This window comes from Acinetobacter sp. DL27, assembly GCF_055810995.1.
Genome location: NZ_CM147947.1, coordinates 3078454 through 3103517 on the forward strand (window position 1 = coordinate 3078454; position 25064 = coordinate 3103517).

A 25064-nucleotide genomic window follows, 5' to 3' on the forward strand; every position below is an offset into this window, starting at 1 on the left:
ACGACAATGGAAACGAGTGTGCTACCGATTATTATATTGTTACCGTTAATACTTGGCACAACCCTTGTCTCATTACTGAAGCAGAGCTCACGCAGGCTAACCGCCTTCGCAGCTGTTGGGGTCAGTATGACAAGTTTAGGCTTATTACTGACCCAAGCACGAGAGGTGTTTAATGGCGCTGTCATTATGCAGTCGTGGTCATGGTTGCCGCAGCTTGGAATTGACTTCAGCTTCCGTCTAGACGCATTAGGCCTTCTCTTTGCCTTACTCATTAGTGGCATCGGGACGCTCATTTATATTTATGCCTATTTTTATTTAGGCCCAAAAAATTCTCTCAACAAACTCTATCTACTGCTCATGTTGTTCATGGCAGCCATGCTCGGAATTTCACTCTCCAATAATTTAATATTACTCCTCGTTTTTTGGGAGTTGACCAGTATCTCCTCATTTCTGTTGGTCGGTTATTGGAGCAATTACGACGCGGCGCAACGTGGCTCACGCATGGCATTGACCATTACGGGTATGGGCGGATTAGCCATGCTAGGTGGTTTCATCTTGCTCGGCCAAATCACAGGCACCTACGAGATTGATCAAATCTTGACGATGACAGCACAAATTCAAAGTCATGCTTTATTTGTTCCTACGTTGCTGCTGATTTTACTCGGTGCTTTTACTAAAAGTGCGCAATTTCCATTCCATTTTTGGTTGCCCAACGCGATGGCAGCCCCGACCCCCGTGTCTGCTTATTTACACTCAGCAACCATGGTAAAAGCGGGTATTTTCTTGGTAGCACGACTGTTACCCATTTTTGCGGGTGCTGCACTGTTCCATAATTTGGTCACCTTTATTGGCCTATTTACCCTGTGTATGGCTGCGTTTTTTGCCATCTTTAAAGAAGACCTGAAAGGCTTATTGGCCTATTCAACCATCAGTCATCTCGGCTTGATTATGTGTCTCTTGGGGATCGGATCACCATTGGCTGTGGCTGCGGCTATTTTCCATATTATTAACCATGCCACCTTTAAAGCAGCACTGTTCATGATCGCAGGTATTATCGATCATGAGTCAGGCACACGTGATTTACGTAAGCTTAGTGGGTTATGGCAACTGTTGCCTTATACAGCCACTTTGACGATGGTCACTGCAGCATCGATGGCCGGCGTACCCTTGACCAACGGTTTCTTATCTAAAGAAATGTTCTTTACTGAACTGCTCAGTAATCTGTCTGGTCCTGTGCTCATCTGCTCGGCAATTGTCGCGACACTGGCGGGGATTTTTGCAGTGGCTTACTCCGTGCGTTTGGTGCATGGGGTTTTCTTCGATGGCCCAGTGGGCAAACAAGTTCCGAATAAGGATGCACATGAGCCACCGTTTGGCATGCGTGCACCAGCTACTTTACTGGCGATTCTGTGTATTTTAGTCGGTTTATTCCCTGCCCTATTGGTTGAAAACATCGTCAACAGTACAGCACGCGCCAGCACCCAAATGATGGATTTTGAAGGCGCACATCTTGCCCTATGGCATGGTTTTAACATGCCATTATTGATGAGCGTGATTGCATCGATTGGCGGTCTGATTTTCTATTTCAGTCTGGCGAAGGGTGGCAAAATTCGAGAAATTGATCTCGATCCATACCTAGGTCGTCTACAAGGTCGAGTTGCCTTTGACTTATTCCTGAAGTCACTCCTGCTCAACTCGCGCAAATTTAAACGCTGGACTGAAAACGGCAAATTACAAAGCTATATTCTTTGGATTGTGATCTTCAGTATTGCCGTAGTCTCACTTCCATTTTTAGGACAAGGGCTGACCACAGGTAGCCGTGAACTCACCCATGCCCCTGCTTTAGCGATTGTATTGTGGCTACTGTTATTCTCTTCGTGCTGGATGATGTTGTGGTTCCACCACGAACGGATTAAAGCGGTATTGATCAGTGGAGCGATTGGTTTAGTCGTAACTATGGTCTTTATCTGCTTCTCTGCACCTGATTTGGCCTTGACACAAATCACCGTCGATGTAGTCACCACCGTACTGTTATTAATGAGTTTATCGCTCTTACCGCAACTCACTCCCTATGAGTCAAGTGTCTCACGTCGTTGGCGAGATGCCCTCATTGCGATTGGCGGCGGGCTCGGTATCGCATGGATCACATGGCTCATCTTGACCCGTGATCACAACTCCATTTCATGGTTCTTCATGCAGCAGTCGATTCCATTAGGCGGCGGAACCAACGTAGTCAACGTGATTTTGGTCGACTTCCGTGGTTTCGATACCTTCGGTGAAATTACCGTCCTTGGTATCGCAGGCATTGGTGCACTGTGCTTAATGGATGGTATGCGTACTCACGGCACGACTATGACCCAAGGTCTCAGTTACCGTTTCAACCCCTCTCCGTTGATGCTTCGCATTACTGCGTCTTGGATTTTACCGATTGCCTTGGTGGTCAGTCTGTACATCTTCCTGCGTGGACACAATCTTCCTGGAGGCGGGTTTATCGCGGGTTTGATTACCGCTTTGGCCTTGATTATTCAATACATGGCACTCGGTCAAGATCATGCAGAACAGCTGCTCAAAGCCAAGTCAGGTCGTTTGTATGAAATCTGGATTGGAACCGGTCTGGTCATTGCAGGATTAACAGGCTTAGGCGCATGGTTCTGGGGACGTCCCTTCCTCACCAGTGCACACTTTTATGTGTCGCCACCGATCTTAGGCGAAATGCACCTAGCGACAGCTGCACTGTTCGATGTCGGGGTCTATATCACGGTCGTGGGTGCGACCATGTTGCTTATTTCCGTACTCGGGGACTCGCGTCACTCTAGTATGTCTGGTCCAGTACCAAAGGGGGATTAATATGATTAGTTTAGAACTGTTACTTGCCTCCGCTATTGGTCTGTTGACTGCCACAGGCATCTATCTGATTTTACGTGCCCGTACCTTCCCTGTGGTACTTGGCTTGGCCATGATTGGTTATGCCGTCAATTTATTTTTATTTGCCATGGGGCGACTTCAACTTAATGCACCCGCGGTACTCACGGAAGCCAGCAAAGCCACTGACCCTTTACCACAAGCTTTGGTGTTAACCGCGATTGTGATTGGCTTTGCTACCACAGCGTTTATTGTACAACTGGCTTTACGCAGTCGTTATGAAACAGGAACCGACCACGTTGACTCTAAAGAAGAAATACCACAAATTGACCCACGTGAGGATGAGCCATAATGAATGACTTCATCCAATTTTGGACCGAACACACCCCAATTTTTAGTATTTTAATTCCTGCCATTACTGCCTTTATTTTGGTGTTATTGGGTAATCCAGGATCAGGTTCTTTAGCTCAAGACTGGCGACAACCGTGGCGTCGAGGCATCAGTTATACCTCTGGCCTGTTGGGCTTATTTACAGCGGTCAACTATCTGATCTTTGCCAGCTCTGGGCAAATCAGTGTTTATAACCTGAGTGAATGGGCTGCACCATTTGGTATTGTTTTGGTCCTCGACCAACTGTCTGCCCTGATGCTGGTTTTAACCTACGGCTTAGCTGTTCCAGTGATGTGGTTCGCCAGTAAAGAATGGGATGAACGTGGCCGTTATTTCCATGCCATGTGCCATTTCCTACTGATGGGGCTAACCGGTGCCTTCCTGACAGGCGACTTATTTAACCTGTTCGTATTCTTTGAAATTTTGTTGATGGCCTCTTATGTTTTGTTACTGCATGGCCAAGGCAAAGCGCGTTTTCAACTCGGCATTCACTATGTCACCATTAACTTGTTGGCATCAGCCCTATTTCTGATTGGCCTTGGCATGATTTACGGCAGCGTCGGCAGCCTCAATATGGCGGATGTTGCACGTCTGATGCCTCTATTAGAAGGCGATCAACATCGTATCGCGGTTGCTGGCGGGCTGTTGTTGTTTACAGTCTTTGGCATTAAAGCAGCCATGCTACCTGTCGGTTTTTGGCTACCGAAAACCTATGCGGTTGCAACCACTCCTGTAGCAGCCCTGTTCACCATCATGACAAAAGTCGGTATTTATGCCATTTTACGTGTTAATGGCACCGTATTTGACGATGCAATTAGCCGTGAAATCCTGCAATACATTTTATTGCCGATTGGCTTAATTACCTCAGTCTATGGTGTGATTGGTGCAATGGGTGCGGAACGCTTACGTCGTTTCATTGGCTTTATGATTTTGTCTTCTGTGGGCACGATTTTAATCGCCATTTCCCTGTTCAATACCTTGGCATGGGCAGCGGCACTGTATTATTTGGTGCACAGTACCATTATTGCGGCAGCTTTCTATATTTTAAGTGGTTGGATTACCTCTCAACGTGGTGAGTTTAAAGACCACTTTAAAATTGCACCGCAAATGAAACAGCATAAGGTGGTGGCGTTAACCTATTTCACCATTGCCTTGATGATGGCAGGTTTACCACCCTTTAGTGGCTTCTTAGGCAAAGTGTTTATTCTTCAAGCCACCGCACACTCACCGTATCAATTGCTGATTATTGTGACCGTTTTAGTGGTGAGCTTATTGAGTATTATTGCGTTTACACGTGTGGGTTTCGTGATTTTTTGGCGCGCAACTAAACCAGAAGACAACCCGGATGAAGCTGCTTATGCCGCTTACCAAGCTTTGCCTGAACAAGCACCTAAGCGCAATGACAAAACCATTTATCTATTGTTGGTCGGTTTAATGGCTTATATGGTGTTTGCAGGTCCGATTCAAAAGTACACTTACCAAACGGCTGAGCAAATCCAAAATAATGTGCTCTATGAACAGACTTTGCTCAAAACTGATGAGCATGGGCAAACCATTAGCGTACAACCTTTCGACAGTGAAAATTTACCCGAGACCAAATATGGTGGCGAACGCGTAGATCCGAATGCACATTTGATTCCATATTTAATTTCAGAGGAAACACTGGAAGGCGAACATATTTCCGAATACAAAAAACGCCAAATGCAACAGCAACAACAGGCTGAAGTGAATCCCGATGCTGAAAGCCTACAACCAATGGTGGAGCCTTAAACATGAAAAAAACGTCGTTTTTGGAGCGTTGGTTACCCCACCCTTTTGTCTCGGTGATTGTTGCGCTGAGCTGGGTGATGTTGGCACATAGTGTCGACGCAGCCAGCTTAGTGATGGCATTTTTACTGGCCGTTTTTATTCCTCGTCTGATCAGACCATTCATTACTTACACCCCAAATATTGAATGGAAAGTGGCGGTGAAACTATTTTTTGTGGTGTTATACGACATTGTGGTGTCGAATATTCAAGTGGCTAAATTGGTCCTCGGCCCAATTGATCATCTACAACCCAAGTGGTTTCGCGTTCCGCTGGAAACACAACATGAGGAAGTAAACACCTTACTGGCGATGATTATTACCACCACACCAGGCACTGTTTCAGCAGGCATCGATCAAGATCGTGGGGACATTTTAGTTCACGCCCTCAGCACCGATGATGAAAATGCCGAGATTAAAAATATCAAAGCGCGTTATGAAAAACCGTTGATGCAAATTTTTGGTGTCGAAGCAGGAGACAAAGCATGACCATTTTGCCTTATGCCCTCGGGATTTGTTTAATCGCTGTCACCATTTCAATGTTGCTGTGCTTAATTCGCTTAATCATCGGCCCATCGATTGTAGACCGACTCTTAGCACTCGATACACTCTTTTTAAATGCAATCTGCCTCATTATTATATTAGGCATTTACTGGGCCAGCACTTCATTATTTGAAGGTGCTCTTTTGGTTGCGATGCTCGGCTTTGTCTCTACAGCCGCTTTAGCACGCTACTTCACCTCAGGTCATGTGATTGACTAGGAGCGAGATCGATGCAACTTACGATGGAAATTTTAGTCTCCATTTTTCTCATGATCGGCACTTTCTTCATGCTGGTTGGAGGGATTGGAATGGTGCGCCTGCCCGATTTATTCATGCGCCTGCATGCCCCAACCAAATCAAGCACCTTAGGCTTAGGGAGCTTCTTGATCGCGGCAATGATCTATTCTGCATTCCAAGGACGCTTTGGTTTTGCTGAGCTGTTATTAACATTGTTTGCCTTCTTAACCGCACCCGTATCGGCGAATTTGATGGCTCAAGCGGCGCTACATTTGCGCTTACGCTCGCTCAGTGGTGACGTTCCAGAAGCACTCAACCGTCCACTGCCTTGGCAACGTACCCGCCGCAGAGCTTTTAGCAATAAGCATGAAGACACTGAACATCGTCTTTAAATGCTTGTGGTGTAAAGGCAATAAAATAAATACATTCTAGCGCTTCAGCATTGATATGGTGCTGTTGCGCTAATTTGAACATTGTACTGATGATAAGGCTCAAACTTATTAGATCGTGTCGCATCCATTACACTGACCAACACAGGTAGACTGATCAAGCTAATTGATACTCAATCCACTCAAAAATTAAAATGATCAAAGTGTCCCGCTAGTAAATCATTGCCCATATCAATCCAGTCCACAGCAACTTGATAGTCAAAATAATCCCTAAAAGCTCAACCTCTATTCTCCCCTATCATAATCCTATGCAATATCTCTCAAGTCTTAATCTAGCTCCAGCCATTACTCCGCATAAAAAAAGCCACCCGAAGGTGGCTTTTTGATTCAGTTAGACTGAATTATTCATCATCTTTGTTTGCTTCGTCAGCGGGTAAATCCTTTACTGCTTCAGCAATCAGGCCAAACATATAGTTACCATATGCATTGGTTTTATCGTAATGGAAACGCAAACGCGGTGTAATACGTGTCTTAATACGACGGCCGAGTTCGTGACGCAAGAAACCAGATGCTTTGTTCAGCACATCTAGCGTTTCTTTATTGGCTGCTTCACTTTGCTCATCGCCAAGCTCACGGCCCATCACAGTCACATATACTTCAGCATAACCTAAGTCTGGACTAACCTTCACCGCAGAGATGGTCACGAGACCACCTAAGCGTGGATCTTTCAACTCTTGACGAATCAGTTCAGACAACTCACGTTGTACTGTATCCGCCATGCGCTTAAGACGTTGACTACCCGCCATTAAAGACTCCGTTTGATCAATTGAACATCATAGACTTCGATCTTGTCTTTTTCTTTGATGTCTTTATAACCTTTAACCGCAAGACCACATTCCATACCTGCACGAACTTCTTCAACCACTTCTTTATAGCGACGAAGTGACTCAAGCTCACCTTGGAACACCACCACGTCATCACGAAGGACACGAATTGGTTTATTACGGTGTAACATACCTTCAAGTACCATACAGCCTGCTGCTGCACCAAACTTACTTGAGTGGAACACTTCACGTACTTCAGCCACACCCAGAATTGTTTCACGGTGTTCAGGTGCAAGCTTACCGCTCATCGCTGCTTTCACATCATCAATCAATTGATAGATGATTGAGTAGTAACGAATATCGATACCGTCAGCATCCGCTTTTTGACGCGCTGCGTTATCCGCACGTACGTTAAAGCCAAGAAGTACCGCTTCAGAAGATTCAGCTAGTGTCACGTCAGATTCAGTGATCGCACCAACACCTGAGCCAATAACACGAACTTTAACTTCGTCTGTTGCAAGGTCAGCAAGAGCAACGTGTAATGCTTCCAATGTACCACGTACATCAGTTTTCAATACCACATTGACGATAGGCACATCTTTCTTGCCCATAGACGCCATGATATTTTCAAGACGCATTGCGCTTTGACGCTCAAGACGTTTTTGACGTTCACGATCCATACGCGCATCGGCAACTTCACGTGCTTTTTTCTCGTCATTCACAACAAGAACTTCATCACCCGCCATTGGCGCTTCAGGTAGACCTAAAATTTCAACTGGAATTGAAGGACCTGCAGATTGAATACGTTTACCGTTTTCATCTGTCATGGCACGTACGCGACCGTAAGATGCGCCGGCAAGAACAAGGTCACCTACTTTCAATGTACCGTTTTGAACAAGGATAGACGTTACCGCACCACGGCTGTTGTCTACACGTGCTTCAATCACGACACCTTGAGCAGCACCTTCTTCAGATGCTTTCAACTCAAGTAATTCAGCTTGAATTGAAATAATATCTAGAAGCTCATCAATACCTTGACCTGTATGTGCTGAAACCATTGCAACAGGAACATCACCGCCCCATTGTTCAGGCACGATTTCTTTCACAGTCAATTCATTCAATACGCGATCTGGATCAGCAGATTCTTTATCCATCTTGTTGATTGCAACAATAATTGGCGTACCTGCAGCACGTGCGTGATCAATCGCTTCAGCTGTTTGTGGCATTACACCATCATCCGCTGCAACAACCAATACCACGATGTCTGTCGATTTCGCACCACGTGAACGCATTGCAGTAAATGCTGCGTGTCCCGGAGTATCTAAGAATGTGATAATGCCTTTATCCGTCGTAACATGGTACGCACCGATGTGCTGAGTGATACCACCCGCTTCACCAGCTGCCACTTTTGAACGACGAATGCGGTCAAGTAACGATGTCTTACCATGGTCAACGTGACCCATGATGGTCACAACAGGAGGACGAGTCGTTTGAGCGCCACGTGCTTCTTCTGCTGCTTCAAGTAAGTTATCTTCAGCTTGCGTATCCGATACAAGAACTGGGTTATGGCCCATTTCTTCTACGATTAATGCTGCAATTTCTTGGTCAATCGCTTGGTTCTGAGTCACAAGCTCACCCATTTTCATGAGTGACTTAATTACTTCACGTACCTTAACTGCCATTTTCGCAGCCAAGTCAGCAACCACAATGGTTGAACCAATTTCAACATCATAAACTTGCTTTTTAACCGGTTTTTCAAAACCATGCTTGTTTGCAGAGCTTGTTTTTAAACCACGTTTATGCGAGTTATCACGGAAAGATTGCTCTTCACCACGACGACCACCTTTCTTCGGTGCGCGTGTAGCTGGTGTATTGGTACCACGTTTGATATCGCGGTCTTCTTTCGCAAATGAGTCTTCATATGCTTGACCAACCAGACCCGCAGCAAGCGGAGAATCATCCACTACACGAATGGTCGCAGTTGCATCTTCGTTTGAATACTTAGATGCCATTTGACGCATTTGTTCAAGTGTACGTTGCTGCGCTTCTTCAGCTGCCTTACGACGTGCTGCTTCTTCAGTCGCTTTTAATTGAGCGGCTTGAGCTTCACGTGCTTTTTTCTGTTCAGGTGTTTCAACAACTTTAACTTGTGCTTTAACCACAGGCTTATTGTTTGATTTACGCTTCACAACTACCGCAGCTTTTGCTACTTCTTGCTTCGTCGTTTCTTGCTTTGCAGCAGCACGCATCGCTTCAAAGTTTGCAGCCGCTTTATTTACTACTGGAGTTTCAGCTTTTGGTTCAACCATAGCTTGAACGTTCGCACGAGCTTGTTGCTCAGCTTGCGCTTTTGCCAAAGCTTCCGCTTTAATTTGTTCTGGATCTGGCTTGGTAAATGTATGTTTCTTGCGAACTTCTACATTAATCGTTTTTGCCTTACCTGAGGTACTCGCTACTTTAGCGGTACTGGTCGTTTTACGTTTCAACGTGATTTTTCCTGCCTGACCATCGTCTTGACCATGAATTTTCTTCAAATGGTGCACGAGGGCATCTTGTTGTTCAGTAGAGATTATATCGTCCGATTTACGCTGTGGTAAACCAGCATCACGAACCTGCTCTAGGAGCTTCTCAACAGGGCGGTTCACACTGAGAGCTAACTCTTGTATCGTCTTATCCGTCATGTAGATCTCCTAGTTAAACCATGATTCGCGCGCTTTCATAATAAGTTGACCCGCTTTCTCTGTACCCAGACCTTCAATATCAGCAATATCGTCAGTCGCTTGGTCAGCCAAGTCATCAATTGTGATGACACCACGTGCTGCAAGTGCATAAGCAATCTCTTGCGTCATCCCTTCCATTGCAACGAGTTCCGCGCTTGGATCTTGGATGTTTTCTTGCTGCTGTAATGCATCAGCCAATGCAACTTCTTTGGCACGACTTTGAAGTAATTCAACCACTTCAGCATCTAGCTCGATTTCGTCAAATGTTTCAGCTGGAACATAAGCAATCTCTTCTAAAGAAGTAAAGCCCATTTCAACCAATGCCATTGCCAAATCTTCTTCAATATCTAGACGCGATACAAATAGGTCTAAGTATTGTTGTGCTTCATTTTGCTGACGAGCATGATACTCATCTTCAAGCATCATGTTGAGTTTGTAGCCTGTCAGTTCAGAAGCTAAACGTACGTTTTGACCTTGTGAACCAATCGCACGCGCTAATTGATCGCTAGTTGCGAAAATAATGTCCGCTGTACGTTCTTCTTCATCAATCACAATACCCGATACATCTGCTGGCTCTAAAGCACTTGCAATGTACTGTGCAGGATCATCAGACCATACAACAACATCAATACGCTCACCGTTCAATTCTTGCTGAACTGCTTGGATACGTGTACCACGCATACCAATACATGCACCCACTGGATCAATACGATGATCATTGGTTTTCACAGCAATTTTAGCACGAACACCAGGTTGACGCGCTGCCGCTTTAATCTCAATGATTTCTTCAGAAATTTCAGGAATTTCTTTCTTCATCAAAGCGATGAGCATTTCAGGCTTGGCACGTGACAATTGTAATTGTGCACCACGACCTTCACGGTTCACATTAAACAAAATCGCATTTACACGTTGCTTCGGACGCAAAATTTCTTTTGCAATCATTTCTTCACGTGCAAGATACGCTTCTGCGTTATCGCCAAGGTCAATGATAAAGCCATCTTTGGTTTGCTTTTTCACTTCACCGTAGATCAACTCACCCACTTTAGACTCGTAGGCATCTGCAATCAGCGCACGTTCAGCTTCGCGAATCTTTTGAACAATGACTTGTTTTGCAATTTGCGCCGCAATACGACCAAAGTCAATTGAAGGCACTTCAAGCTCACGAATATCACCAATCGACCATTGTGCAGGATCAACATCTGAAATCGCATCTTGACATGCTGGCATTTCATGATCTTCATCCGCAACCACTTCCCATTGGCGGAAAGTGCTGTATTCGCCCGTTTTACGATCAATCTCTACACGAAGCTGAGCTTCTTCGGAGTTTGTTCCTTCGTAAAATTTCTTTTTAGTCGCAGCAACAAGCGCTTGTTCTAAGGCTTCGAAAATCGCTTCACGAGGTACACCTTTTTCATTACTAACCGTTTCAACTACGGTAAGAATTTCACGTGCCATAAGCCACCTATTCGTTCAGATTCTTATTTATTAAATGAATTAATCTTGATAGACCAAATTGGCTTTATCAATATTATTACTATCGATTTCAAGCACCTGTTGCTTTTCCACTTCGACTTGAATCATTTCAGCTTCAAGATCTACAGCAACCAATTTAGCTTGGAATTTACGACGGTTATCGACCGCACTGATCAAACGGAAAGCGATCTGTTGACCAATATATGCAGGCAATTGTTCAAGTTGGAAAAATGGACGATCCCAACCCGGAGATGACACTTCAAGTGCATATTCACCTGAAATTGGATCATGGACATCCATCATTGCGCCGACTTGCTGGGTCACGCGTACACAGTCTTGTACGCCGATGCCACGGCCCTGCTCTTCTTCACCATCTTCATTGATGATGGGTTCTGCATTCTCGTCGACAGCTTTGTCGATATAAATGCGCAATAAAGAACGTTTTCCTTGAGGAAGGAATTCAATCCCCCAAAGATCAACACCACAGGCTTGCACTGCAGGAGCAATTAAGTCTTGGAGTGCTTGAGTTTTATTTGATAGCTTCATTTACTCTCGTCATTTTTGTGCGATTCAATGGCCGAAACAGACCACTACAAGCCAATATAAACTATAGTAGTAGTGGAACATGACACTTTGACTTTCACCGTATCCGGCTCACATCGACACTACACGATAGCCAATAAAAAAGGGCGTAATCGCCCCAATTATTGCACAGAAAATTAATATCCACTGTGCAAAAAGGCCCACCTTGTTGTGAGCCTCTTTTTAGAAACTTGGTAGCGGGAGCTGGATTTGAACCAACGACCTTCGGGTTATGAGCCCGACGAGCTACCAGACTGCTCCATCCCGCATCAACGTGCAAAAATTATATACAAATATGAACTATTTTTCAATCTAAATACTTCGTACTTGCTCTGATTTAGTTGCACCTAAATCAAATTGGTAGCGGGAGCTGGATTTGAACCAACGACCTTCGGGTTATGAGCCCGACGAGCTACCAGACTGCTCCATCCCGCAACAAAACGCAAAAATTATTCAATTTAATCACTTAAACTGCTTATTTTAGTTTGCATCTAAAATAAGATTGGTAGCGGGAGCTGGATTTGAACCAACGACCTTCGGGTTATGAGCCCGACGAGCTACCAGACTGCTCCATCCCGCATCAAAACGCAAAAAATATTCTTAACTTAATGACTTAAGCTACTCACTTTAGTTTGCTTCTAAAATAAGATTGATTGGTAGCGGGAGCTGGATTTGAACCAACGACCTTCGGGTTATGAGCCCGACGAGCTACCAGACTGCTCCATCCCGCATCAACAGAATTTGCTGCATACACCAACTTAATCTTCTGGATTCATAAGTTGGTGCGGAAGGGGGGACTTGAACCCCCACGCCCGAAAGCACTACCACCTCAAGGTAGCGTGTCTACCAATTCCACCACCACCGCAGCTGTGACGCATTCTAGTAGCATCGTCACAAAAAAGAAAGGACTAATTCCAATTATTCGCTTGTTTTAGGTGCAGCTGGCGAAGTTTCAGTCGATTGTGCAGGTACAGAACTTGTCGTTTGTACTGACTTTAAGCTATAGGCATCTGTGGTTTGCTTTTTGGCAAACACAGCAAGTGACAAACTGGTGATAAAAAATAAGGCCGTCAAAACCGCAGTCAATCGGGTCAAGAAATTACCTGAACCTGATGCACCAAATACAGTTGCAGCACCGCCACCACCAAACGAAGCACCAGCATCTGCACCTTTACCATGCTGGACCAAAATCAGCACGATCATCAACACAGCTAAGATAATATGTACTACCAGCACAAAAGTTTGCATGCTGAACTCCTAATTATTTTGTATTTGCAAATGCTTCGACAATTTTATAAAACGACGTTGCATTTAAAGATGCCCCACCGACGAGTGCACCATTGATATCTGGACAGGCCGCTAACTCTACTGCATTTTCAGCTTTTACACTACCACCATATAAAATGGCCATGTTCGCGCCATGACTGGTAATTTGCGTGAGGCCTTCACGGATTTTCGCATGCATGGCTTGTGCATCTTCTGGTGAAGCAGTTTTTCCTGTACCAATGGCCCAAATTGGCTCGTAGGCAATCACAATATGAGGCCACTGCTCTGCCGTTACCACACTAGCCAAGTCGCAAATTTGTTGTAAAACGACTACTTCTGCCTGACCAGATTCGCGCTGTTCTAAGCTTTCACCGACACAGTAAATGACTTTTAAACCCGCATTTAAGGCATTTTGGGCTTTCGCATTTAAAATTGCTGCGCTTTCAGCAAAATATTCTCGACGTTCTGAGTGACCAATCAAAACATATTCAATTTGACTATCTTTAAGCAGCTCTGCGCTCACCTCACCCGTATATGCACCCATGTTGCCAAAACGCGAAACATCTTGCGCCACAGTAAAAACTGAACGTGCAGCATTCGCCAATTCAGCCTGCATTGAAGTCAAAGCCAGCGTCACAGGCGCAAGCCCAATATTACATTTTTCTTCTGCTATTTCATTCTCTTGCAAGAGCTGTTTAAATTCTTGAAGCAATTGCTTGGCATCTGCCTGCATTGGGTTCATCTTCCAATTGCCGACAACCCATGGCTTAATCGTCGAACCCGACATACAGCACCCTATTCAAAACAGTTCATTAAAACGGCCTCATTCTACACGGTATTTATTTTTCAAAGATAGTTTTCTTCTAGAATTTCTTCGGCAATCAAAATAATACGAGTGAAAATAAAGACATCTTTTTGTAAAAAAACCGTCTGCTATCACGACCAGTTCATGCTTTTAATCGATATTAAGGTGGTGACAACACTTTCAGATATGGTATTTTTGTGCAACAAAAGTATAATTTTACGATACCAATTATAAACAATTGAGAAGTTAAGGATCTGGGGAATGTCAGTATCAAATGGTTTGCCTAAGTTCACAGGCTTCATTCGACGCTTAGTCGAAGACGGACGCATGACTGCTGAAAATATGCAGCAGGCAATGCTCTCTGCAAAAAAAGCTCAGCAAGACATCGTTCCTTATCTAATTGAAAATCATAAACTCTCCCCACAAATGATCGCTGAAACGATTTCTTTAGAGTTTGGAGAGCCTGTTTTTGACTTAAGTGTCTATGATTCTGTACAAATTCTACGGGATCTGGTCGAAGACAAACTTATCACCAAGCATCGTGTGTTGCCGATTTACCGTCGTGGCAATATCCTCTATATCGCCACCAGCAATCCAACCAACATGGATGCGATGGACGCGATTCGTTTCAATTCTAAAATGAATATTGAAGCGATTATTGTTGAACATCCTCAGCTTGAAAAACTGATCGAACAAAATTTCGCGCAAGCTGATAGCTTTGAATTTTCTGATGAAGATATTGATTTAGACTTAGAGCAAGACCCTCAGAACTCCAATGACGAACAAGATGACTCACCTCAAGGCGATGAAGCGCCGATCGTCAAATACATCAATAAATTACTGATCGATGCGATTCGTATGGGCGCATCAGACTTGCACTTTGAACCGTATGAAAAATCTTACCGTGTCCGTTATCGTGTGGATGGGGTTCTGCGCCATATTGCCAGTCCACCACTACAACTGGCGACTCGTCTTGCCTCACGTTTAAAAGTTATGTCACAAATGGACATCTCTGAAAAGCGCGTGCCACAAGATGGCCGGATTAAATTAAAGCTGTCGAAAAGTAAAGCCATTGATTTCCGTGTCAACTCACTTCCAACCTTGTTTGGCGAAAAGCTGGTTTTACGTATTCTCGATCCATCCAGTGCTATGCTGGGGATCGATGCTTTAGGTTATGAACCAGATCAAAAAGACCTATTTATGCAGGCTTTAGACAAACCCCAAGGCATGTTGTTAATTACTGGCCCGACAGGTTCGGGTAAAACGGTATCGCTGTATACAGGTCTGAATATTCTAAATAAAGAAGACACCAATATCTCAACCGCAGAAGACCCCGTTGAGATTAACTTAGAAGGCATTAATCAGGTTAACGTAAACAATAAAGTCGGCCTGACCTTTTCTGCAGCACTAAAGTCATTCTTACGTCAAGATCCAGATATTGTGATGGTGGGTGAGATCCGTGACCTAGAAACGGCTGAAATTGCAATTAAAGCCGCACAGACAGGTCACATGGTCATGTCGACTCTCCACACCAATAGCGCACCTGAAACCCTGACACGCCTCCGTAATATGGGGGTTCAGTCTTTTAACATTGCAACATCGGTCAATTTGGTGATTGCGCAACGTTTGGCACGCCGTTTATGTAGCCAATGCAAAGTCGCTGCCGACATTCCCGAGCAAAGTTTGCTCGAAATGGGTTTTACTTCAACAGATATCAAAGACCCAAACTTCAAAATTTATCAACCAGTGGGATGTGCTGAGTGCCGTGAAGGCTATAAAGGACGTGTTGGTATTTATGAAGTCATGAAAGTCACGCCAGAAATTTCAAAAATTATTATGGAAGATGGCAATGCCTTGCAGATTGCGGAAGCATCTGCAAAATTAGGATTTAACAATTTACGTCGCTCAGGTTTACTCAAGGTTATGCAGGGGGTCACTTCCTTACAAGAAATGAATCGTGTAACCAGTGAATAGTTGAAATATTGAAAGAATAAGGATAAATGCATGGCTGTCAAAAAAGCACAGATGATGCCAACCTTCAATTATGAAGGGATTGATCGCAAAGGGGCAAAAATTAAAGGGGAATTGCCTGCACGTAATCTTGCCCTAGCCAAAGTTACTTTGCGCAAACAAGGGATTACCATCAAAAGTATTCGAGAAAAGAAAAAGAATATTCTTGAAGGTATCATGAAGAAAAAAGTGACGACACTGGACATCACGATTTTCACCCGACAGCTCGCAACCATGATGAAAGCGGGGGTACCGCTGGTTCAAGGCTTTGAAATTGTGGCTGAAGGCTTGGAAAACCCATCTATGCGTGAAGTCGTACTGGGTATTAAAAGCGAAGTTGAAGGTGGTAATACCTTTGCAGGAGCACTCAGAAAATATCCGCAATATTTCGATAACTTATTCTGTTCATTGGTTGAATCAGGCGAACAGTCGGGTGCACTTGAGACCATGCTAGATCGTGTCGCGGTCTATAAAGAAAAAAGTGAACTGCTCAAACAAAAAATTAAAAAGGCCATGAAGTACCCAGCAACCGTGGTTGTGGTTGCGGTGATCGTAACCATTATTTTGATGGTCAAAGTTGTCCCTGTTTTCCAAGATTTATTCAGCTCTTTTGGCGCAGACTTGCCCGCATTCACCAAAATGGTGGTGAATATGTCTGAATGGATGCAGAAATACTGGTTCATTTTAATTATTGTGATTGGTATTGGCATTACAGCATTACTCGAAACTAAAAAACGCAGTAAAAAGTTTCGTGACATGCTGGATAAAGCCGCGCTGAAAGCCCCTATTTTTGGTGATTTAGTCTATAAAGCGATTATCGCACGCTATAGCCGTACCCTATCTACCACCTTTGCGGCGGGTGTACCCTTAATTGATGCACTCGAGTCTACTGCAGGTGCAACCAACAATGTGGTCTATGAAGAAGCCGTGATGAAAATCCGTGAAGATGTCGCAACAGGACAACAACTTCAATTCGCGATGCGTGCTACCAATAAATTTCCATCGATGGCAGTACAAATGGTGGCGATTGGTGAGGAATCTGGTGCGCTCGATGCCATGCTGGATAAAGTTGCCACTCACTATGAAAATGAAGTCGATAATGCGGTGGATGGCTTAACTGCAATGATGGAACCTCTGATCATGGCAGTCTTGGGTGTACTTGTGGGTGGCCTAGTAATTGCCATGTATCTACCAATCTTCCAAATGGGTTCTGTGGTTTAATGCAAGAAATAATTTCCTATCTGATCAATACTCCAATGGCGCTGTATTTCGCCGTTGGAGTTTTTAGTTTGTGCATCGGTAGTTTTCTGAATGTGGTGATCTATCGCACTCCAAAAATGATGGAACAAGAATGGCGTACCGACTGCCAACTTCTGCTTCATCCTGAGCAGCCAATTATTGATGAAACGAAGCTCACATTGAGTAAGCCTGCCTCAACCTGTCCAAAATGCAAAAGTGCCATACACTGGTATCAAAATGTTCCTGTGATTAGTTGGTTCCTGCTACGAGGAAAGTGTGGTAGCTGCCATAACCTGATCAGCATTCGCTACCCTGCGATTGAACTCCTGACCGCCATTTGTGCATTGATCGTGGTTGCAGTCTTTGGTCCAACAGTCCAAATGCTGTTCGGTCTCGTACTCACGTACATTTTAATCGCCTTAACCTTTATTGATTTTGACACTCAACTTTTACCTGATCGCTATACCCTCACCCTTGCAGGTCTAGGTTTAGGGGTCAATAGTTATGCGATTTACACCACATCAACGATGGCTATTTGGGGCTATATCATTGGCTTCTTATGCTTATGGATCGTCTACTATCTGTTTAAGCTCATCACAGGCAAGGAAGGTATGGGATATGGCGACTTTAAGTTACTTGCTGCTTTAGGCGCATGGATGGGCCCTTTGCTGCTGCCGCTGATTGTGCTACTTTCCTCTTTCGTAGGTGCCATTATCGGCATCATCCTGCTCAAAGTGCGTAAAGAAAATCAGCCTTTTGCTTTTGGCCCATATATTGCCATCGCAGGATGGATTGCCTTTTTGTGGGGCGAACAAATTATGAAAATTTACTTAGGCAATTAAAATAATATGTCATTTATTTTAGGTCTGACGGGCGGGATTGGCAGTGGAAAATCTGCGGCAAGTCACTGGTTTGAACAACAAGGCATTCAAGTGGTCGATGCCGATGTCGTTGCTCGAGAGATTGTTGCTGTAGGTCAGCCTGCACTTCAGCAAATTCGAAGCAGCTTCGGCGAGTGGGCCTTACTGGACAACGGCGAACTGAATCGACGCGCTTTACGTGAACACATTTTTCAAGACCCGTCTGCCCGTAAACAATTGGAAAAGATCACCCACCCTGCAATTCGTCAGTCCATCATGCAACAATTACAAGCTGCGACCAGCCCTTATGCGATTTTAGTTTCACCGCTACTTTTTGAAACCAATCAGCATGAGCTAACGCAGCATACGCTTCTGATCGATGCTTCAATTGATATCCAGATTCTTCGTGCTTCGCAGCGCGACCATCAAACCATTGAGCAAATTCAAACCATCATTAAAGCGCAAATGTCCCGTGAACAAAAACAAGCGTTAGCTGATGATATTGTGGTAAATGATGGACACTTGGAACACTTATACGCACAGCTCAGACCGTTGCATTTAAAATATTTAGCCCATTCAGAAATCTAAAAAAATGCAGTCGACTATGACTGCTTTTTTTGTTGTTCAAGTTGGGCTTTCAAACTGTCCTGCCGTATCCAACGCCACGGTTGTAAGGCCCCGATCCCCATTCCCACAAGACCACATAAAATCGCAACACTCAAAGGTTCATTGAGCAAAGGAACCGCAATAATCGCAGCAATAAAAGGCGCCAAAGTCACAATACTGCCTGTTTTAAATGCCCCCAAACGCTTAATGGCTTCCACATAAGTGAGGGTCGCCACGATGACCACAAACACGCCATGAAATACCACCTGAGCAATCAATTGCACAGGTTGCACATGCGCTATGGTTTTGGGTAGGAATAAAACATAAATCGGCACAAAAATAATCGCAGACCAAATCGCAACACCTGCCATGGAGTGCCATGCCGACAGTTTCCACTGTCTCAATAAAACGGTAAATGTTCCCCACAGCACAGCACTGAGGAAAAACAAGCCATCACCTAAACCAAAAGCAACACCTGTTTCTTGATACATCAGCCCACTCATGGCCGTCAGTGCGAGCAACATAATACTGAGGCTAAGCCAAGTATGCCGGTCAAATGGTTGTCGAAATAGCAGATAAGCTGCAACAGCTGTACAAAGTGGAATGCAGCCATTGAGAAAGATCGCAGCATGTGCCGCAGGCACATAATGAAAAGCGCTATAAGCGGTGATGCAGTAACACACCCCTCCAATCATCGCCAAAATAAAAGGCTCTTTCTTCCACAAAAAGGCGGTATCTTTTTTATAGATCAAGATCGGCATTAAGATGCAAAACGCCAACAGAAAACGTAAGGCGGTAATATCCCACGCACCAATGCCCCAATTGGCACTGAGCCGCGCCGTTAAGGTAAATCCCCCCCAAATACACATGGTGATGGCAATAAAGATATAGCCTTGTTTTTGAGGGGTCATCATTGGGCTTACATTGAATCAGAAATTAAAAATCTTAGACATTACGTTGACGGCATGCTTCATACAAAGCCATACCTGTTGCCACACTGACATTCAGACTTTGTAGATTGCCCGCCATCGGAATATAAACGGTTTGATCGCATTGAGACTGGGTAATTGGACGAAGACCAGTATCTTCAGCACCCATCACCACACATACAGCCGTTCCAGTAAAATCGAACTCTTGTAGCGGCAAGGCTTTTTCATCCAACATAGTACCGACCACACGCACATTAAACTCATCTTTAATTTGCGCTAAAGTCCGAGCCAAATTGGTCACTTGGATAAATTTGACTTTTTCAGCACCACCTGCCGCAACTTTGCGCGCGGTCGGGGTCAAACTTGCAGAACGATCACGAGGTACAATCACAGCTTCAACGCCCATTGCAGCCGCGGTACGGATACATGCGCCGAGGTTATGCGGATCGGTGACTTGATCTAAACCCAGTAATAAACAATTTGGCGATTGTTTAAGTAAAGCTTCTAGATCTTTTTCATTGAAAACTGGATTAGGTCGAACTGCAGCCACGACCCCTTGATGGAACGGTAAGCCAGCCATTTTTTCTAATCGATCACGACCGGTTTGTTGTACGCTAATACCAAACGGTTCAGCCAACTCAAGTACGCGCTTTAAACGCTGGTCATCACGCCCTTTTAAGGTAAAAAGCGTCAGTACACGTTCAGGTTCAAGTTCCAACAATGACTCCACCGAATGAACGCCATAGAAATATTCAGGTTTAGCCATGTAGGACCTCTAAAAGATAAATGACCATCGACACGATGTGCCAAAAATAAAAATCCTGTAAAGCTGACTTTACAGGATTGCTGTGCAACGGATAGTTTAACCGATTTCGCTTGAAATTACTTGGCGAGTATCAGTTGAAAGCTTAGCCTTCTAAATGGCACACGTAGTCCAACACTTCGTCGGTTTCAATTTTAAAACGACTATTGCCAGGCACATAAAAAGACTGACCTGCGCGGAACAATTCGCTCTCTTCGCTGTCTGCAATTTGTACACGACATTCGCCTGAAATAATTTCCATACGCTCTGCCACATGTGTTTCAAACGTCAAAGCTTGCTCTGTCGGAAGAATGACCCCTAACGTTTTTTTGGTGCCATCTTCAAATTGCACAGTATGACTGATGCATAAACCGCCAAAATAAACATTGGATTTTTTAATGACAGAGACATGATCGAACTGAGTTGACATGCGTACACTCCAGATAATGCGCATTTATATTCGTATTGATTCGCTAGTTTAAAGATGTGCGATTAACTAATCAATCGATGTTTTATTCCCCTCAATCAATATTTTGTTAAAGTCCGACCATCGTACAATTGCCTCACTTTCTAGCCTATTTTGGCGTGTTTTTTGCCGATGCGATCCGTTCGCTGAGTCGTACTCTTTCTGTATACACCGCATACCCACTTGTTTGTGCTGTGTTTGCTATAACAGTCGGATTTAAAAAATCTGCTAGGTCGACTTTCAGATTCACGCTAAAATAAGCCGACTTTGCACAAAACGAATAGCGTTGCCGTCTTGTCGGCTGAATAAAACTTCACTATCTTAAACTAAAACTTTTCGCAGCTCGGATGCGTTTATGCTGACACATTTAACTTTAATTAATTTTGCTTTAGCCGATCACTTAGCACTTGATATCGATCAAGGTTTTAATGTCCTGACTGGGGAAACAGGTGCAGGCAAATCATTATTGCTAGATGCACTGTCCGCCTGTCTGGGAGAACGTACCGATACCAACTATGTCCGTTTCGGTTCAGATAAAGCCGATGTCACGGCTATTTTCAGCTATCAAGAGCACAGCCCTGAAGCCGCCTGGTTAAAGGCACATGAGTTAGATGATGAGTCAGGAGAGATTCATCTAAGACGGGTTATTTTTGCCACTGGCCGTAGCAAGGCATGGATTAATGGTCGTCCAAGCAGCTTAGCTGAATTGAAAGAAATCGGGCGCTTGCTGGTACAGCTGTATAGCCAACACAGTCAGCAACAGCTATTAGAACCGCCTTATCCAAGACGCTGGTTAGATCTCTATCATAACTTCTACCCAGAAGCACAAGCTGTGCGTGAAGCCTATAGCACATGGCAAAAAGACATTCGTCAGCACCAAGCAGCCTTGGATGCTCAAGCCACGCGTAAACAGCGTATGGATACCTTAAGTTTACAATTAGAAGAACTCGAAGATGTGGTGCAAATCGACTATAAAGAGATTGAACAAGAGTTCGACCGCTTGTCGCATCATGAAAATATCATGCAGGACTGTAGTTATGCCGTTACGGCCTTAGATGATGCTGAACAAAATATTAATCAAGAAATTTCCAGTATTATTCGTCGCTTAGAATCACATGCAGGACGCAGTGAACAATTGGCCGAGATTCATACGTCTTTGCTGAATGCACAAAGTGAGCTTGACGATGCCACGGCCAATCTACGTCAGTTTATTGACCGTCAAAGTTATGACCCAGAACGCATGGAAGAGTTGAACACCCAGCTTGAGATGTTCCACCGTTTTGCCCGTAAGTACCGCACGCAGCCAGAACACTTAAAACAAGAGCATGAACAATGGCAATCTGAACTGGCACAACTCCATTTATTAGAAGATCCAGAAACACTTGCTGAGCAAGTTGAAGTCTCGCATCAGGACCTGTTAAATAAAGCCCAGCACCTCGACCAAATTCGTCGCGATGCAGCCGCACCATTGGCAAAACATTTAACCGAACAGGTCAAACAATTGGCTCTGCCTGAAGCGCACTTTGAGTTTAAGTTTGAGCCGATGGAGCAGGTCTCTAGTGAAGGCCTGAGTTTTATCCAATTACTGTTCACCGCCAACAAAGGCATCCCACCGCAACCTTTGGCCAAAGTTGCCTCAGGGGGTGAGTTATCACGTATCGCGTTGGTGATGCAAGTCATGAATGCTGAAAAAACTGAAGCTGAAGTTTTAGTCTTCGATGAAATTGACGTCGGGATCAGTGGTGGCACAGCCGAAATTGTCGGTCGTCTCTTGGCCGACTTGGGTTCGCATGTGCAAATTCTGTGTATTACCCACCAAGCTCAAGTTGCTGCACAGTCTGACCAGCACTTGTTGGTGAAAAAACGTCAGACCGACCCTGCCAGTAGCACCATTCTAGACTTAGAAGAAGATGAGCGTATCGATGAGCTCGCACGCATGACAGGTGGCGTTGAAATCAATGACACTACGCTACAACATGCCAAGCAATTACGTCAATTGAAGTTTCAATCTGCCTAATTTATGTAGACTGGATCACAAAAAAAGATTTGGAGAAAGAGCATTAGTCTAGTAACGTGGTAGATAACAACATTTGACTAGAAGCATTTTAATTTCAAGGAGAAGCCTTTAGGTGAGCAAACAATATCTGACGCATCGCTGTCTCATTGCCCCACCCGATATGGCAGATGAAGTCTTTGCCCATACCGTGATTTATTTGGCCCGACACGATGAGGAAGGTGCTCAAGGCATCATCATCAACCGCCCTTCAGGACTTTCAGTCAAAGAACTGCTCAATGATCTTGAAATTGAAGCCGATCACGTACGACCACACGATGTTCTCCAAGGTGGGCCTTTGCGTCCAGAAGCTGGCTTTGTCTTACATACGGGCCAGCCGACATGGCACTCTTCCATTGCAGTCGGCGAAAATATCTGTATCACCACGTCTAAAGATATTTTAGATGCGATTGCGCATAACGAAGGCGTGGGTCGCTATCAAATTGCTTTGGGCTATACCAGTTGGACCAAAAACCAATTAGAAGATGAGCTGTCTCGTGGTGATTGGCTAGTCTGCGATGCTGATATGGATTTGATTTTTAATATTCCTTATGACGACCGTTGGGATGCTGCCTATAAAAAGCTCGGGCTGGATCGAACATGGTTGTCTTCTGAGATTGGACATGCCTGATTTAAACACGCCCCAAATGATTATGGCATTTGACTTCGGTACACAAAAAATGGGCATGGCAGTCGGTCAAGCATTGATTGAAAGTGCAACACCTTTGGCTTTGTTTCCGATGAAAGATGGCATCCCCAACTGGGATGAACTGCATAAAATTATTGAGCAATATCAACCCAATGTATTTTTAGTCGGTTTACCACTCAATATGGATGATAGCGAGTCGGAATTATCTGCTCGAGCACGTAAGTTCGCACGTCGTTTACGTCATCAAACCAATATTGAAACATGGATGGTGGATGAACGCTTAAGTACACGTGCAGCCCGTGATGAGCTGAGCCATTACCATGCGCAAGGCCGAGGTAAAAAACTTTCTGCTGATAGCCTTGCCGCAACCTTGTTTATTGAAAGCTGGTATCGCGATCCTGAAGGTCTTACACCTTAAGTAAGACTTTCTTAAAACAGATGACATGGGTTTTATGACTGGAGTCGGATCTCAACACATCAAATAGCGTTCAAAAAAAAGCATCCTCATCGGATGCTTTTTTTTGAAATGAACAGAGGTCAATTTAGTGCTGTGACTCAGTAATATGTACCGTCACGGTTCGCCCCGCGACAAAGGCCAATTCATTTTTCGGAATATCATCCAGTGCAATTTTCACAGGAACGCGCTGCGCTAAACGTACCCAACTAAAGGTTGGATTTACATTGGCCAATAAACCTGTACTTGTAGTTCGTTCACGATCTTCAATGCCTGAAGCAATCCCCTGCACATGCCCTTTTAAGATGTTTGAGTCCCCCATCAACTGTACAGTCGCGGGCGCACCCAAATAAATTTTATTTAACTTGGTTTCTTCAAAATAACCGACCACATAAAGCTGTGAGCGATCTAATAAAGCCGCTACCGCCTGCCCCACTTTGACATAACTCCCTGCTTTCATCTCAAAATTAGACAGTGTGCCATCGGCTGGTGCTAGGACTTCGGAACGGTTCAAGTTTAATTCAGCCAAATGTAAATTACTGGTGGCTACATCGATTAACGCCTGTTGCTGCGCAATATTGGCTTTGGCATGCTGAATCGCCGCTTGCATTTGTTCATGTTCGGCATGCGATTGATCTCGTACAGCAAACATCTGATCTTGTTCTTGCTTTGAAATAGCACCATCCATCAAATTGGCATAGCGTTCCGCATTTTTATCGGCCAAGTGGCTATTGGCTTGTGATTTGGTCAAATTGGCTTTGCTTTGAAACAGCTCCGCTTCGGCGGCGGCCAAACTGGCTTTGGCTTTAGCCAAGTCTGATTTGGCTTGTTCCACATCAAGCGCCTGACGTGCCACATCAATTTTAAACAGCACCTGCCCTTGTTTGACGCTTTGATTATCATGCACTAAAACTTCTGTGACTAAGCCTGAAACATCGGAAGACACTTGAATCACATCGCCACGAACCCGCCCATCACGTGTCCACGGTTCAGCATTATAATAATGCCAAAGATGCACGAGCACCGCGATCGCGATACCCGCAATCAGCACTAAAGTGATGGGACGGCTCAGTTTACGCCAATCAAAGGATGCCATTTCTT

General features: G+C 44.5%; 23 protein-coding genes and 5 tRNA genes. 13 read left to right on the top strand and 15 right to left on the bottom strand.

Annotated elements, in window-relative coordinates:
• Positions 1 to 6: 6 nt before the first annotated feature.
• Genes AC0KVP_RS14810 through AC0KVP_RS14835 form a run of 6 tightly spaced genes read left to right on the top strand, consistent with a single transcriptional unit; the run spans position 7 to position 6228 of the window.
• Complete coding sequence (locus AC0KVP_RS14810) at positions 7 to 2847, top strand: monovalent cation/H+ antiporter subunit A (RefSeq protein ID WP_473337630.1); 2841 nt, start codon at positions 7 to 9, stop codon at positions 2845 to 2847.
• Between the two features lies 1 nt (position 2848).
• Entirely contained in the window at positions 2849 to 3214 is a 366-nt protein-coding gene (locus tag AC0KVP_RS14815; protein WP_004692695.1) for a Na+/H+ antiporter subunit C, read from the top strand.
• The gene (locus AC0KVP_RS14820) at positions 3214 to 5022 is read left to right on the top strand and encodes a monovalent cation/H+ antiporter subunit D (RefSeq protein WP_224467626.1); all 1809 of its coding nucleotides are present in this window, start codon (positions 3214 to 3216) and stop codon (positions 5020 to 5022) included. Before AC0KVP_RS14815 ends, AC0KVP_RS14820 begins: the two co-directional genes overlap by 1 nt.
• Positions 5023 to 5024: 2 nt before the next feature.
• A complete protein-coding gene (locus AC0KVP_RS14825; RefSeq protein ID WP_159152949.1) occupies positions 5025 to 5546 on the top strand; it encodes a Na+/H+ antiporter subunit E in 522 nt (173 codons plus the stop codon).
• Complete coding sequence (locus AC0KVP_RS14830) at positions 5543 to 5818, top strand: monovalent cation/H+ antiporter subunit F (RefSeq protein ID WP_004692700.1); 276 nt, start codon at positions 5543 to 5545, stop codon at positions 5816 to 5818. The genes AC0KVP_RS14825 and AC0KVP_RS14830 overlap by 4 nt, the downstream gene beginning before the upstream one ends.
• Before the next feature lie 11 nt (positions 5819 to 5829).
• Complete coding sequence (locus tag AC0KVP_RS14835) at positions 5830 to 6228, top strand: Na+/H+ antiporter subunit G (RefSeq protein ID WP_004692702.1); 399 nt, start codon at positions 5830 to 5832, stop codon at positions 6226 to 6228.
• Positions 6229 to 6626: 398 nt separating this feature from the next.
• On the opposite strand, the gene AC0KVP_RS14840 is transcribed toward AC0KVP_RS14835, so the two are convergent.
• The 11 genes from AC0KVP_RS14840 to tpiA form a co-directional block, all read right to left on the bottom strand.
• A complete protein-coding gene (locus tag AC0KVP_RS14840; RefSeq protein WP_004978763.1) occupies positions 6627 to 7031 on the bottom strand; it encodes a ribosome-binding factor A in 405 nt (134 codons plus the stop codon).
• Positions 7031 to 9730 (bottom strand): translation initiation factor IF-2, encoded by a 2700-nt coding sequence (gene infB / locus AC0KVP_RS14845; protein ID WP_159127069.1) that lies wholly within the window; start codon positions 9728 to 9730, stop codon positions 7031 to 7033. Before infB ends, AC0KVP_RS14840 begins: the two co-directional genes overlap by 1 nt.
• Before the next feature lie 9 nt (positions 9731 to 9739).
• Positions 9740 to 11224 carry a transcription termination factor NusA gene (gene nusA / locus AC0KVP_RS14850; RefSeq protein WP_004692706.1) on the bottom strand — a complete coding sequence of 495 codons (1485 nt, stop codon included), beginning with the start codon at positions 11222 to 11224 and terminating at the stop codon, positions 9740 to 9742.
• Between the two features lie 39 nt (positions 11225 to 11263).
• Positions 11264 to 11788 (bottom strand): ribosome maturation factor RimP, encoded by a 525-nt coding sequence (gene rimP, locus AC0KVP_RS14855; RefSeq protein ID WP_004692708.1) that lies wholly within the window; start codon positions 11786 to 11788, stop codon positions 11264 to 11266.
• 228 nt (positions 11789 to 12016) lie between these two features.
• Positions 12017 to 12093: transfer RNA gene (locus AC0KVP_RS14860), tRNA-Met, on the bottom strand.
• 89 nt (positions 12094 to 12182) lie between these two features.
• A tRNA-Met gene (locus tag AC0KVP_RS14865) sits at positions 12183 to 12259 on the bottom strand.
• 68 nt (positions 12260 to 12327) lie between these two features.
• Positions 12328 to 12404, bottom strand: a tRNA-Met gene (locus AC0KVP_RS14870).
• A 74-nt stretch (positions 12405 to 12478) separates the two neighbouring features.
• Positions 12479 to 12555, bottom strand: a tRNA-Met gene (locus AC0KVP_RS14875).
• 49 nt (positions 12556 to 12604) lie between these two features.
• Positions 12605 to 12689, bottom strand: a tRNA-Leu gene (locus AC0KVP_RS14880).
• Between the two features lie 53 nt (positions 12690 to 12742).
• The gene (gene secG, locus AC0KVP_RS14885) at positions 12743 to 13072 is read right to left on the bottom strand and encodes a preprotein translocase subunit SecG (RefSeq protein WP_168159357.1); all 330 of its coding nucleotides are present in this window, start codon (positions 13070 to 13072) and stop codon (positions 12743 to 12745) included.
• A gap of 13 nt (positions 13073 to 13085) precedes the next feature.
• On the bottom strand, positions 13086 to 13877 hold the full coding sequence (tpiA, locus tag AC0KVP_RS14890; protein ID WP_473337639.1) for a triose-phosphate isomerase: 792 nt from the start codon (positions 13875 to 13877) through the stop codon (positions 13086 to 13088).
• 279 nt (positions 13878 to 14156) lie between these two features.
• Here tpiA and pilB point away from each other — a divergent pair, with 279 nt between their 5' ends.
• From pilB to coaE, 4 genes are read left to right on the top strand one after another with little or no spacing between them, the layout of a single operon-like run.
• Complete coding sequence (gene pilB, locus AC0KVP_RS14895) at positions 14157 to 15869, top strand: type IV-A pilus assembly ATPase PilB (protein ID WP_473337640.1); 1713 nt, start codon at positions 14157 to 14159, stop codon at positions 15867 to 15869.
• A 30-nt stretch (positions 15870 to 15899) separates the two neighbouring features.
• Entirely contained in the window at positions 15900 to 17126 is a 1227-nt protein-coding gene (locus AC0KVP_RS14900; RefSeq protein WP_473337642.1) for a type II secretion system F family protein, read from the top strand.
• Entirely contained in the window at positions 17126 to 17986 is an 861-nt protein-coding gene (locus AC0KVP_RS14905) for a prepilin peptidase (RefSeq protein ID WP_473337645.1), read from the top strand. Before AC0KVP_RS14900 ends, AC0KVP_RS14905 begins: the two co-directional genes overlap by 1 nt.
• Before the next feature lie 6 nt (positions 17987 to 17992).
• Positions 17993 to 18592, top strand: coding sequence for a dephospho-CoA kinase (gene coaE, locus AC0KVP_RS14910; protein WP_004978749.1), 600 nt, complete (start codon positions 17993 to 17995; stop codon positions 18590 to 18592).
• 14 nt (positions 18593 to 18606) lie between these two features.
• Here coaE and AC0KVP_RS14915 read toward each other — a convergent pair whose 3' ends face one another.
• The 3 genes from AC0KVP_RS14915 to ppnP form a co-directional block, all read right to left on the bottom strand.
• Positions 18607 to 19524 (bottom strand): DMT family transporter, encoded by a 918-nt coding sequence (locus tag AC0KVP_RS14915; RefSeq protein ID WP_473337648.1) that lies wholly within the window; start codon positions 19522 to 19524, stop codon positions 18607 to 18609.
• Positions 19525 to 19555: 31 nt separating this feature from the next.
• Positions 19556 to 20305, bottom strand: coding sequence for a 23S rRNA (guanosine(2251)-2'-O)-methyltransferase RlmB (gene rlmB, locus AC0KVP_RS14920; RefSeq protein ID WP_004978746.1), 750 nt, complete (start codon positions 20303 to 20305; stop codon positions 19556 to 19558).
• Between the two features lie 142 nt (positions 20306 to 20447).
• Positions 20448 to 20771, bottom strand: coding sequence for a pyrimidine/purine nucleoside phosphorylase (gene ppnP / locus AC0KVP_RS14925; protein ID WP_004692718.1), 324 nt, complete (start codon positions 20769 to 20771; stop codon positions 20448 to 20450).
• A gap of 391 nt (positions 20772 to 21162) precedes the next feature.
• Here ppnP and recN point away from each other — a divergent pair, with 391 nt between their 5' ends.
• From recN to ruvX, 3 genes are all read left to right on the top strand, one after another.
• Positions 21163 to 22824: a DNA repair protein RecN gene (gene recN, locus AC0KVP_RS14930; RefSeq protein WP_473337650.1), complete on the top strand. Its 1662-nt coding sequence runs from the start codon at positions 21163 to 21165 to the stop codon at positions 22822 to 22824.
• A 112-nt stretch (positions 22825 to 22936) separates the two neighbouring features.
• On the top strand, positions 22937 to 23491 hold the full coding sequence (locus tag AC0KVP_RS14935; protein WP_004692720.1) for a YqgE/AlgH family protein: 555 nt from the start codon (positions 22937 to 22939) through the stop codon (positions 23489 to 23491).
• A complete protein-coding gene (ruvX, locus tag AC0KVP_RS14940; protein WP_234955110.1) occupies positions 23484 to 23927 on the top strand; it encodes a Holliday junction resolvase RuvX in 444 nt (147 codons plus the stop codon). The genes AC0KVP_RS14935 and ruvX overlap by 8 nt, the downstream gene beginning before the upstream one ends.
• Positions 23928 to 24051: 124 nt before the next feature.
• Here the strand turns inward: ruvX and AC0KVP_RS14945 are convergent, their stop codons facing one another.
• Positions 24052 to 25059 carry an HlyD family secretion protein gene (locus AC0KVP_RS14945; RefSeq protein WP_473337651.1) on the bottom strand — a complete coding sequence of 336 codons (1008 nt, stop codon included), beginning with the start codon at positions 25057 to 25059 and terminating at the stop codon, positions 24052 to 24054.
• Positions 25060 to 25064 lie beyond the last annotated feature (5 nt).